The sequence below is a fragment of the Leptospira adleri genome (assembly GCF_002811985.1).
Lineage (GTDB): Bacteria > Spirochaetota > Leptospiria > Leptospirales > Leptospiraceae > Leptospira > Leptospira adleri.
Window position 1 is genome coordinate 20563 of the sequence record NZ_NPDU01000004.1, and the last position, 11457, is coordinate 32019.

The window sequence follows — 11457 nt, forward strand, 5'->3', positions numbered from 1 at the left end:
TAAAAATATTTAGAGCCGATAACCGATCTCGGGAGTCAGCGGAATCGTACTCTTCGCAAAGTTTCCGATTCCCCTTCCGATCTCTCTTCCTTTTTCGTCGACAAGTATGGACTCAGCGATGATCTGATGAGTCGCGTTTTGGATCACGGATCCTTTTGCGGTCAATACCCCCGATTGTATCGGCCTAAGAAGTGTTAGGTGAAACGTGGAAGTCAAAACGAAGTTTCCTTTTACGAGAGAATTGGCCGCAAAAAAAGCGGCGTCATCCGCGGCTTTGAAATAAACGACTCCGTGTGTGGCTCCGGCTGCGTGAAAAAAATCTTCTCTGATTTCTATCTTGAGTTCGGAGGTTCCCTTTCCGATCGTAAGCGAAGGTTTGAAATATACGTTCACCGGAGCGCCTTGATACATGTTTTCCAGCTTTCTATAATGCTCGGTCGAGGTTTGGTTTCTTGTTTCTGACATAGCCTTCAGAAAAACAGAAAGCGCTCTGGGAAGTGAATTCTTTTTTTGAGAAGACGAATGTCGAATTTGAAATCCGGAATGATTCTTTCCAAATTTCATCGTAATAGTTTTATATTGAAACTATTACGATGGACTTAGAAATCAATGGAATTAAGAGTTTGTTCGATCCGTTTCCCAAAAGCGGGATTGTATTTTTTTTGCTTCTTCTTTGAAAAGAAACAGATCGGGTGAAAGGAAAACTTATCGAAACTTTTCTCTGTATTCACTCGGAGTCATCCATTCCTCTTCCTTAAAAGCCCTCAAAAAACTAGTCTTTGAATTGAAACCCGCGTCCAAACCTACTCTCAATACGGGATGATCCGTTTGTTCGAGGAGTTCCTTCGCTTTTCGAATTCTAAATTCTCTGCAAAGTTCTAAAAAACTTTTTTGAAAATATCTTCCGATTACCTGTGATACGGTATGCGTGGAAATTCCGAGATTCTTAGCCAAACTTCCAAGATCAAATTCGGGATCCAGATAAGATTCTTCGGAGTTGAGAATCTGAAAAATTTTAGCGCCGATCTCTTGAACGCTCACTTCGCTTAACAATGATTTCTTGTATTTGAATTCTTCCTTTTCGTCCGAATTCGAACGCTCCGCTTCGGAACTTTCCGCGTAGACCCTGAACCACGCGAAGCCAATCACCCAAAAAGAAAGCGCCGCGTTGGATAAGGTTTCGACCCTGAATCTGGAATCGATTGAAAAAAGAAAAAAGGAAACACAAAGAAGACCCACGCATAGGATCACAAATTTTCTAAATACGAAAATCTCCCTAAAGACCGAAGCCGGAAATTCCTTTCCCAATTGCCCGAGACGAACATAGATTCTCCCGAAAATTACGATGTTGGATAAAAGAGTCACAAGACTCATTCGAATACATTCCGCATGAGGAGAAATTCTATCCTCTATGATATATTTTAATTTCTCTTCGGGACTCAGAAGGTAATGCGGAATCGAATAGAAGAAAAGAATCAAAGGCGCCGCAAAAGACAGTCGGGTCCAGATTTTATCTTTGGGATATCCGAAGTATTTTTGCAGAGCGATCGCAAAGATCGGTGCGGCGAGTGCTCCCAGAGGAAATCCGATTCGGGAAAGATGCGGAAACTCAAGTGCCCAACCCGTATGAAATCCCAAGCCGATCATAAACAAGAAGGATAAATGAAGAAAGGCCCATCCTAGATATCGACTATCGTTACCCCTTTGCTTCAGACGAAAAAAGAATAAGGACAGAAGAATGGATTGAAGCAGCCCTCCGCCGATCACAAAGGATCCGAAATCCAAATTCATCTTTTTCTCCTTAAAAAACGGGTTCCACCCCATGGGGCGGGGCGACCGGACCTTGATTCTAAGGTAAAGTAGTCTCCATTCGGAGGAAGCGTATGTCAAGGATCTTAATCAAAACCCTCATTTTCATTTTTTTATTACCGTATCTCTCTTCTTTGAGTGCGGAAGGTATTTCTCTTCAAGGGGGACTTTCGCAGCCGGTCTTGGGAGGTTGGAACGTTGCGGGAACTTATTACGGGAAGAGATTCGTGTTTGAATATTCTCACGGCTCCAATCTTAACTTCGACGCTGCGGGAGGCGCCGGCTTAAACGAAAGCGAACGTAAACAGGATCTCAGAGTCAACCTTCCTTATACGACCGGCTTCGGGATCGGCTATCTTTTCACTCCTAATTTCGATATCCGTCTCGAAGTCAAAGAACACTACTATCGGGTTCATTCCGACGTCGGCCCGGACGAACTCTATCTTTCCCAAACGTTAGGAATCCGTTCCGATCTGCCCATCCAAGGAAACGGTTTTGAAAACTGGGTTCCTCCTATTTCCTCTACGGAGGATTTTCTGAACCTCACGGTTCGAAAGGCGATCGAATCGGAATTCTTATACGGCGCCAAATATGTGACTCCGGGTTCCACTCATCACTACAGAACACGCTCGGTCGGATTCGGTCTCTACTATCGATTTTTTCCGTTCGGTGGAAGCGAAGGTTTTATGATAGAACCCTCGCTCCGCTTTTGGCCGAACGCTTGGACCGATTCGCCGAATCCGGTCGCATTTGAAAATCAATACGGACTTTTGGGCCTTCATAGGGCGCACGAACAAGGGTTTTTCGCGAACGTTTCCCTCGGGTATTACAAACGTTTGGAGTAATTTAAGAATTTTGAATATTCTCTAAAAAGGATATTTTGGACAAGTTGCCCGGCGTAGACCAAGTTCTAGAAAGAATGCGAAATCTTCAAAAGATATCGCCTCCACTCTTTCCTTTTACTCCAATACTCAAACTGCTCGCACGTAGGACATCCTGCGTGCTTTTTTTGACGACGATCCGCTTCGTTTGATTTTTAACGTTTCGAAATTCCCCGATACGTCTCTTGCGGTTCGTCTTTTTTAGAAAAATCAAATTGAATAGGATTTTCTGGCTCCAAATATAAAAATCCCGTACGAGTTCTTTTTCATAAAAAGCGTTCTTTTTTTTTCGAATGAGAATTCGGTTTCTAAGAATCGGCTCGGATGAAGTTCCAGAAATCCGCGAAGTCAAGAGGACAAGAGGACAAAGAACCGCGGAACGAAAATACGAATAAGAACATTCAGAATGTTTTATATTCTCAAACCCGATCTTCGGATATCACTCTATCACGGTTCAGAAAGAACCGGTTTTGTACAAAATCTCTTGCTCCAAGATTTTTAGACTGATTATCTCTTTTTTAATTCTGTCCACAGCCCGATATTTCCAAAAGTTGTTATTCCGATTCGCAGCGGCGTAAGCCCCGACCACGTTCGAAGAATAAATCATCAAGGTGGATCCCGTGAGGAGATAAAACACAAGGCTCATCGGATTGATCGTGTAAACCGCGTAAGAGGCGGATATCATTACGAAGTTCACAAAAGCCGAAGTCACACCCTCCGCCGTCTGATTGCTGTAGACTTGTCCGCTTCCGGGAACAATGCCGGATAGTATCGCAGCTGCATAAGGATTCTTGCTTTTTTCCTGAATTTGAATTCCTTCTTCCTCTAAAAGTTTTTGCAATCGATCGAAATCCGCGACCTCCGTTTCACCTGCGCTCTTCTTGGAGGAATGCAATTCGTCAAAGGACTGGATCGAACTCAAAAATAAAATCGATCGCTCTAAACTTTCCAATTTGCAATCCGGAAAAAAACAAGAAGAGCTGCGCTCGATTTGAACCGGATCGTATCTGTTTTGAATTAGATTGGTAAATTCATAAAGAACTCGAAACCGTATATCCGCAAAATCGGATTTTCTAAAAACGTCCCCCGATTCTTTTCCTTGCCTTAACAATGAAAAAATTTTGAAGATTCGAATCGAATCGCAGTCCGCTTCTAATAAAAGTCGACTTAACTCGATTTCGGATTCCAAATATTTTTCGGACTTGTAATATTGAATGGCATTCCGAAAGGTTGTGTGTTTGGTTTCCAAGGAATTGCAGATTTCTTCCGAACCGGATGGAAACAAAGAAAATGAAAATAAGAAAAAAAGCGCTGACGTATATAATGATTTCATTTTATATATCCTGCGGCACGCTTTCAAAATCCGAAAAGAACGAGGATCGTTTCTTTTTGACCCGCTTTGTTCTTTCTAAGATCGAAGAGCATCAAACCCGAGATCGTAAGTTTCAAAATGTAGCTTGCCCGATGGAGCCTTCCTGTTCCGATTTCGTTAAGGAAGAATTTGAAAGCCGAAATTTTATCCTCGCCGTTCTACTTTCATTAAATCGTCTGCTCTGGATTGAAAACCGATTTATACATGACGGTAAATTCCATAGAACGACCTTCGTTCGACATAGAGGGAAACTGATCGAAGATAAGACCGTCGATCAGTTTCCGAGAGAATTTCCGTCCTTCAAACGGGAACTTAGAGTTGATTAGCGTTCAGCTGATAGAAATAACTTTTTTCTTTTTCGAATCGGTGAGAACCGATACTTTTACAGGATTCGGAATCGCACAATTTGATTTCATGTTCCTTACCGTCCAAATAGGCGTAGTCTTCGCTTCTTAGAACTTGAGAGCCCACCATCATTGTCACACCTTGAGGAAGATGAGAAACGACCAGAGCGGAATCGTCTTTCGTCGTGAAATCTGAAAGCGCTTCGTCAATCGTATAATTCTGATAAGACTTAGGTCCAGCGATCCAAATAAAAGGTACCCAAAGACAAATTCCTCCGATCAAGTTAACGGCCTTAATCTCCGTTACTACGGGCAATGTTCTTAAAATCTTTTTATCCTTTCTAATTTCCACGATATGTTTTTCGAAAACTAAATTGGACATCTCAACGTCGACGGGGGATTTACCGATTTTCATACCTTGGTAATAAACATCAAGGCCGGAAGGTTCCGTATTGATTTTTACCATTGTGGAAGGTGAACAATGAACGATTGCAGCAACTGTAAATAACAGAAAATATTTTTTCATTAGAGGATCCTTATAAGTTTACTCTTATTACTAAAAAGGTTATTTTTCTGTCAATGACGTTTAACGTCGGCAAAATGACTAATTTCAAGGAAATTCAGTCATTTTCAAGTTATAAAATGAATAGGGTGCGTTTTTCGAAAAGATTTTTCAATCGGCGCCTATACTAAGGCAATCGGGGAGGGAACTTGAGATTCAATATTTCTCTCATCGCATTTTCCAACTCCACACGAAGAGATTTTTCCGTTTCGGAAACATAGGCTTCGAACAAGGAAGGAAGGCTTTCCGGATCGTTGATCGTTCGGATCGTTACGACGGCTTCCAAACGTAGATTCAATTTTTCTCTCGGATTTCTTGCAAGGACGAGTAACGCAGGAACTGCGTTCTTATCTTTGAGTTCCCCCAAAGAATGGATCAACTGCCATTTGACCATGTTCTCTTTTTCTTCGGAAAGAATTTTGGTAAGTTCGACTGCGCCGGTATTAGCGCCTAACTTTCCGACCGCATACGCCGCCTTGGTTCTAAGTTCAGTCTCTTCGCCGTTAGTAAGCACGGCGAGAATCCCCTGGCCTCCGCCGTTGTTTCCGAGATCCAGTAAAAGATCGATCATTCTCGCTTTGAGAAAGAGCGTGTCTTCCTTCGTCAATTGTTCCGAGATCGCTTTTGCGCCTTGTTTATCTTGAAAGATCAGAAGCGCTTCCAAAGAAACTCTTCTTATATCTGGATTAACGTCGTTCAAACCCTTGTAAAAAAGGGAAATGTTCTGACGGTTCCTTTTGTTTTTTAGAATCTCGAGCGCCACAAGTCGAACGTCGTCGTCGGAATCGCTCGTAGCCGATTTTTGAAATTGGGAGAATTTTTCCGTCATCCCGAGACGGTTGAGCGCGATGAGATATTTTTTTCTTACTCCCGCGCTTTCGTCGTTCGCCAGTTTATGAATCTGATTCTGAATTCTTTCGTCCTTAATGATCAAAGACGATTCTAAAAAATACAACCTCTGGACCGGATCTTTGGAAAGGGACATGTCTAAAAGAATCGGAAGCGCACGATCGTCCTTCAAAAGCTGCATAAGTTTGTAGCTCAACATTCTTACTTCCGTTTCGGGATCGCTGAACGCAGCGATGACGGAATAGATCAGCCGTTTTTCTTTTTTCTTTTCGGCTAAAAGAAGAATTTCTTTTTTCAGAGTTACGTTAGCCGTCTTCTGAAACGAAGAATCCAAAACGTTCACCCAATTTGGCGCAAGACCGTCCAAGTCTTCTATTTCGCCGAACAATTTTAGGATCGCGGACTGGACTTTCTCATCCGAGGAATCGGCTTGAAATATCGAAGGTAATTCTTTGACGAGATCCAATCGATTTCGAGAACGGATTTCGGAAATCGCCGCCGCCTGCGATTTTCCCGGGCTCGTTACTTTTTCTCTGAATTCGTCTTTAGGAGTTTCCGCAGCCGCGATCGGGAGGGTGAGTGCAATTACAAGGAAGACGTTTGTGAAAATGTGCCTCAGAAAAATCCCTCCCTGCGGGTGGATTCTTCCAGAGCGGCGGAAGCTGCGCGTTTGTTTTCGTAGGCTTCGGAAAGCGACGGATCCAAGTCGATCGAACTCTGAAACGAACGCACCGCCCTTTTGTATTCTCCGTTTTTGTAATAACAAATCCCGAGATAATTATAAGCGGTTGCAGCGGTTTTCGGTCTCACATCCGAACGTACGATCGCAGTGAGTTCGTCGATCGCTTTCTCGCGATCCAAAATAGAATTGGAGTCTATTAGAATTTTTGCAAGTACAAGACGCCCTTCCATATCTTCCGGATCCATGTGCGCCGAACGAAACGCCTCGTCCTTGGCTCGGTTTTTCAGATCGGGATCCTTGGACTTGTTATAAAGAAGAGCGAGTTTTTTGTGTGCGTTCTTTAGATCGCCCCCGTCCCGCGAAGTATTCAAAACTTTTAATAGTATTTTCTCCGCGTTGGAATCGTCCTGCATCCCCATATAGGCTTCGGCCATCTTAAGATAAACCTTGTAGGCGTCTTCTTTGTGTTTAACTACGCCCGTATATTCTTCGACCGCTTCTCTGAAGAACTTATTCTCCAAAAGATAGTCTCCCAGAGCTTCCCTGCTTTGTACGTTTTCGGGCTCGAGCGCTGCGGACTTTCTCCAGTTCTCGATCGCCAGAGTTCCGTTTCCGGAATGTTTATAAACGAGTCCCAACGTATGATAAGCCTTTGCGTTTTTAGGATTGAGCTCCAGAACTCGATTCAATGCGGTGATAGCTTCCCCATAACGTTCCATCTGATCCAGAACGACTCCGAGATTGATCAATGCGGTTTCGGTAAAACTGTCTCCGGGAGTGGAGGACACGATTCTTCTGTATGTTTCTTCCGCCGAAAGAAGATCGCCTTTATTGTAATACGCCTCCGCGAGTTGGAAGAGAGAATCCAAATCGGTCGGATTGTATTTTAAACTTTTCTGAAGTGCGGAGATGGACATCTCTCCTTGATTCAAATTGGAGAAGCCTTCCGCGATCAAACGGTAGATTTCCGGATCGTTGGCGCCCGCGTCCCGTGCAAGTTCCAAATATTTCAGCGCTTCTTCTTTTTTTCCATTCTTCTGAAGCACCACCGCGAGGTTGTAGAGATACTTGGCTTCGTTCGGAGAAAGAGCGCTCGCTTGACGGAAATGATATTCGGCGCTTTGATAATCCTGTTTATTGTAAGCGATGTTTCCAAGATAAGAATGGGAAAGAGCGGCCAATCTTCCGGAAGGAGACTTCATTACGACTTTCTTAAATTCTTCTTCCGCCTGAGGGATCTCGCCTTTTTTAAAATAACTCACCGCCAAATTGTAAGTGAGATACATATCGTCCGGAGATTGCGCAAGTCCTTCCTTGTAAGCGTCGATCGCCGAGTCGGGATCGTTCAACTCGTTGAAAAGATTTCCTGCGAGCAGGGAAATTCTCGGATCGTTCGGAGCGATCTCCTTCGCTTTGAGAGCCGCCATTCTCGCGTCCGCGAATCTTCCCGCGTGTTTGTATGCGAGAGTGAGATTATAGTAAGCGTAAAAATTCTTAGGATCGAATTGAACCGCTTTTTGAAGACGTTCGATCGCTTGCGGGTAACGTCCGCTTTCGTCGTGGATCACGCCTAACACGGTAAGTGCGATCGACTTTTCCTCTTGAGTCCCGGTCGAATCCAAAAACTCATTACAATAATCGAATGCCTGTCTCGTGAATCTTTCCTTATAAAGGTTGATGCACTTTGTGAGCGCGGGATTTGCGTTTCCGTCCGGCAGATACGGTCTTTCCAAAAGACGGTTGATATCGGATTTATTCTGTACGAGATCCTTGTTGAATCCGCCCGCGAATTCGGAACCTGGAGACGGAGAACGGAAGAATTGATAGTAAACCGCGAAACCGAGTCCGCCCAAAACCACGGCTCCGAGAAGAATCCAGAATATTAAAAGTTTATTATACGATCTACGAATCCGAACAGGCTCCCTATCTTCCGGGAAATAGAGTTCTTTTTCATCTATCCCTTCTAAGAACAGCCTGTTTTTTCGGATTTCTTTTTCATCCATCGGATTTGATTTCGTTTTTGAGAACTGCGTCTAAGATTCCATTTACAAACCGGGCGGATTCTTCACTTTCAAATTCTTTCGTGAGTTCCACCGCTTCGTCGATCGTAACGTTCTTCGGAACTTCCCACGTGTACAACAACGCGTAAACAGACAAACGTAGAATCGCCTTATTCACGACGCTGATCCTGGAAAAGTCCCAGTTCTTGGAATACTTCTTTATCAGAGTATCGATCTGTTCCTGATTTTTCACAACCCCATTTACGATGGAAATGGCGAAATCCCTTTCTTCTTGTTCTGTTTTTTTATCGTACCACTTGAATTTCAAAACCTCCTTGAGCGGAGGTTTGGTGAGTTCCAATTGATAGAGCGCCATAACGGCGATTTCACGGGAAGTACGTCTGGCTGACATTTAGAGAAGGGAAAGCAGATTGACCATTTCGATCGCCGTGGCAGCCGATTCAGCGCCCTTGTTTCCGGCCTTGGTCCCTGCTCTTTCGATCGCTTGTTCGATTGTGTCCGTGGTCAAAACTCCGAACACAACCGGAATGGAATGTTGAACGCCGATCGAACCGATCTTTGCTGATTCTCCCGCGACGAAATCAAAGTGAGCGGTCGCTCCCCGAATCACCGCGCCCAAACAGATGATCGAGTTGAATTTTTTGGAAGCCGCCGCCTTCGCGACGACCACGGGCATTTCATAAGCTCCGGGAACTCTGACCACGGTGATATCTTCCTCTTTGACTCCGTGCATCCGGAAGGATTCAAGAGCGCCTTTCAAAAGGCTTTCGGTGATGAATTCATTAAAGCGGGAAACAATCACGCAGTGTTTTTGTCCCTTGCCGTTTAGATCTGCTTTCAGTTCTTGGATCATAGATTCCTGATTGATTCTATTGTTGAGAAATCACATGTTACCTATTGTGGCAAATCAAAAAGTCCTCTCAGGATCGTTTTTCTCCCATTCCATACGTTTCTTCTTATTTTCGTCTCTGATTCTAACCTTGATCGATTGTTCCGTTTATAGAAGAATCTTTCAGAAAGAAGACGTCTTTTTAAAATCCTTAAATCTTCCGGAATGGGTTTTAGAATCTTCCATCAAGCTCCGGGTATTATCCGGCCTCTTGGACGTTCCCAATCCGGAAGATTCGCTTCCGGAGGACGAGATCGCAACGTTTGAAAACGGCGCGAGAAGAATTCTTGCAACTTCTCCCCAAGCGATGAAAGATCTTTTTGAAGCAACCGGTTGTGTGGACGGTTCCAAACTCGCGGGGATCCGCGCGAATCGAATCACGGAAAGAGAAGAAGACGTTTGGTATGGAATCTGCCAAAACGGGAAGGAAGACGCGATCATATTCCGATTGTTTCAGATGGGAAACGTCGATCTATATAGACGGTATGAAAAAGAAACAGTACCCGCTTGGGAAGAAGCGAGAAAACTCGCAGCGAACAATCCGGACAAAGCGGTGCGTCTCGCCAATCAAGTCATCGAATTGGAGCCGGCTCATCCGGGTGCGAGAAAACTTTTGGGGAATCTTTATCTGAAAGGCGGATATTGCAAAGGTTCGGTCCGAAATTACAGAATCTATTTACGCGTTATGCCTCTTGCAGGCGATAAATGGAAAGTCCACGAACGGCTCCAGGAAAAATGTCCGGACTTTCTAAAACCGGAACCTAAAAAAGAAGAAGTGGAACTTCCGGATACGGATCCGGATTCTTTTTAATTTGAGAAATATGATAATTTCATAAATTATATTTTTTTTATTGATTCGAAGACTACAAAGGACCTGGAAAGAAATCGTCTCCGACATTCAAACAACGCGGGAGTTCCCGCAGATTATGCTTTTTTGTGCGTTTGTAAACTTTTCAACGGATTTGTTTTTTGTAAAATTCGGATTTGGAGTTTCTAGTTTCCGAGGCCTAAGAATAAGCTCTCGTAAAACGATCGCTCTAACCTAGAAAACCGTTTCCAGGACGATCGGGAATCGTATGAAAGGTTCGCGATTTTTTTCCCAATCCAACTCCTTACAGAGTATTTTACTCTTCAGAAAAGAAATCATTCTCTACATTCTTTCTCTAAAGAATCAATTCCTTTGATGAGAAAACCATATGAGAATTTTATAATTTTTTTTTAGAAAATTAGAAAAAAATATTCCTGAAACCATTTCCTCGCGCACTCCCTCGGAAACGTTCCGTTTAAGAGGTGAAAAAATATGCTTGAGCAGACTTCGATCAAAGCTGATTCTAATCCTATGACAATATCGGTACACAATATTCCAAGCAAACTTGAGGAAGTTTTGGGTTTGGACGGATCACGACAATTTCGTAAATTTCTGAATCGGACTCTGGATGAATTCCGAAAAGAAGTTCTTGGTTTTTCCTCGGGCCGTTTTGACAGAAGACTAAAGAAGGAAACTATCACTTTCAAAAAAGACATAAAAGAACTTCACAAGGACGTTCGCGGCATGCAATCGCAAACCCAAGAAGAAATTCATCTTCTTCGGGGGGAATTGAACCAGTGGAAGTTGGAAACCGCTCGAGAGTTTTATTTATTCCGTTCCGAGATTCAAGATTCTCAGAGTAAATTTCGAGAAGAGGTGTTCAGTCGCCAGAACGAACTTCGTTCCGATTTCAACGAACTTAAGGTGGAATTGAAAACGGAGATCTCGGAAATCCACAAAACGATTTCCATTCAAACTCGTTGGATTTTGGTGGGAATGTTAGGAGTCGGAAGTTTTCTTCTCGGATTGGCAAAGTTTGTCTAACTTTGTTTTTCCTTTCCGACTCGGATTACGAGGGTGATCTTTCCATCCGGCTTTTCCACCACTTCAAAGCCCTCTTCTCTGAGAGTTTTTTTTATCTTATAAAGTCCGAAGTTAACCACTTTGGACTGAGAAACCGCTTTAGGAGTAGATCCTTCCATCTCTTAGAATATCGGATTTGACCGGAGCGGATCTTAAA

The 11457-nt window shown here is 43.5% G+C and carries 13 protein-coding genes; 4 read left to right on the forward strand and 9 right to left on the reverse strand.

All coding sequences use genetic code 11. The features are described 5' to 3' along the window. Positions 1-9: 9 nt before the first annotated feature. Together CH376_RS02400 and CH376_RS02405 are read right to left on the reverse strand one after the other, a co-directional pair. A complete protein-coding gene (locus tag CH376_RS02400; RefSeq protein WP_100786730.1) occupies positions 10-465 on the reverse strand; it encodes a PaaI family thioesterase in 456 nt (151 codons plus the stop codon). A gap of 240 nt (positions 466-705) precedes the next feature. Then, the gene (locus CH376_RS02405) at positions 706-1791 is read right to left on the reverse strand and encodes an AraC family transcriptional regulator (protein WP_100786642.1); all 1086 of its coding nucleotides are present in this window, start codon (positions 1789-1791) and stop codon (positions 706-708) included. 92 nt (positions 1792-1883) lie between these two features. Between CH376_RS02405 and CH376_RS02410 the strand changes: the two genes are divergently transcribed. Beyond that, positions 1884-2654 (forward strand): hypothetical protein, encoded by a 771-nt coding sequence (locus tag CH376_RS02410; RefSeq protein WP_100786643.1) that lies wholly within the window; start codon positions 1884-1886, stop codon positions 2652-2654. Between the two features lie 490 nt (positions 2655-3144). Here CH376_RS02410 and CH376_RS02420 read toward each other — a convergent pair whose 3' ends face one another. Beyond that, positions 3145-4023 carry a hypothetical protein gene (locus CH376_RS02420; RefSeq protein WP_100786645.1) on the reverse strand — a complete coding sequence of 293 codons (879 nt, stop codon included), beginning with the start codon at positions 4021-4023 and terminating at the stop codon, positions 3145-3147. Here CH376_RS02420 and CH376_RS02425 point away from each other — a divergent pair. Then, positions 4014-4388, forward strand: a complete 375-nt coding sequence (locus tag CH376_RS02425) for a hypothetical protein (protein ID WP_125231953.1) — start codon at positions 4014-4016, stop codon at positions 4386-4388. The two genes, CH376_RS02420 and CH376_RS02425, sit on opposite strands and share 10 nt — an antisense overlap. Here CH376_RS02425 and CH376_RS02430 read toward each other — a convergent pair. The 5 genes from CH376_RS02430 to ribH all read right to left on the reverse strand — a co-directional run bounded on the left by CH376_RS02430 (position 4375) and on the right by ribH (position 9373). Next, positions 4375-4932, reverse strand: coding sequence for a hypothetical protein (locus CH376_RS02430; RefSeq protein WP_100786647.1), 558 nt, complete (start codon positions 4930-4932; stop codon positions 4375-4377). The genes CH376_RS02425 and CH376_RS02430 overlap by 14 nt on opposite strands. Positions 4933-5095: 163 nt before the next feature. Next, positions 5096-6385 carry a HEAT repeat domain-containing protein gene (locus CH376_RS02435; RefSeq protein WP_243394777.1) on the reverse strand — a complete coding sequence of 430 codons (1290 nt, stop codon included), beginning with the start codon at positions 6383-6385 and terminating at the stop codon, positions 5096-5098. Positions 6386-6432: 47 nt separating this feature from the next. Then, on the reverse strand, positions 6433-8502 hold the full coding sequence (locus CH376_RS02440; protein ID WP_100786648.1) for a tetratricopeptide repeat protein: 2070 nt from the start codon (positions 8500-8502) through the stop codon (positions 6433-6435). Continuing rightward, positions 8495-8911, reverse strand: a complete 417-nt coding sequence (gene nusB / locus CH376_RS02445; protein WP_100786649.1) for a transcription antitermination factor NusB — start codon at positions 8909-8911, stop codon at positions 8495-8497. Before nusB ends, CH376_RS02440 begins: the two co-directional genes overlap by 8 nt. Further along, positions 8912-9373 (reverse strand): 6,7-dimethyl-8-ribityllumazine synthase, encoded by a 462-nt coding sequence (gene ribH, locus CH376_RS02450; protein WP_100786650.1) that lies wholly within the window; start codon positions 9371-9373, stop codon positions 8912-8914. Positions 9374-9407: 34 nt separating this feature from the next. On the opposite strand from ribH, the gene CH376_RS02455 reads away from it, so the two are divergent. Together CH376_RS02455 and CH376_RS02460 are read left to right on the forward strand one after the other, a co-directional pair. Further along, positions 9408-10220 carry a tetratricopeptide repeat protein gene (locus CH376_RS02455; RefSeq protein WP_100786651.1) on the forward strand — a complete coding sequence of 271 codons (813 nt, stop codon included), beginning with the start codon at positions 9408-9410 and terminating at the stop codon, positions 10218-10220. A 489-nt stretch (positions 10221-10709) separates the two neighbouring features. Further along, positions 10710-11261 carry an LA_3696 family protein gene (locus CH376_RS02460; protein ID WP_100786652.1) on the forward strand — a complete coding sequence of 184 codons (552 nt, stop codon included), beginning with the start codon at positions 10710-10712 and terminating at the stop codon, positions 11259-11261. Here the strand turns inward: CH376_RS02460 and CH376_RS24150 are convergent. Then, on the reverse strand, positions 11258-11419 hold the full coding sequence (locus tag CH376_RS24150) for a hypothetical protein (protein ID WP_165781790.1): 162 nt from the start codon (positions 11417-11419) through the stop codon (positions 11258-11260). The genes CH376_RS02460 and CH376_RS24150 overlap by 4 nt on opposite strands. Between the last annotated feature and the right edge of the window lie 38 nt (positions 11420-11457).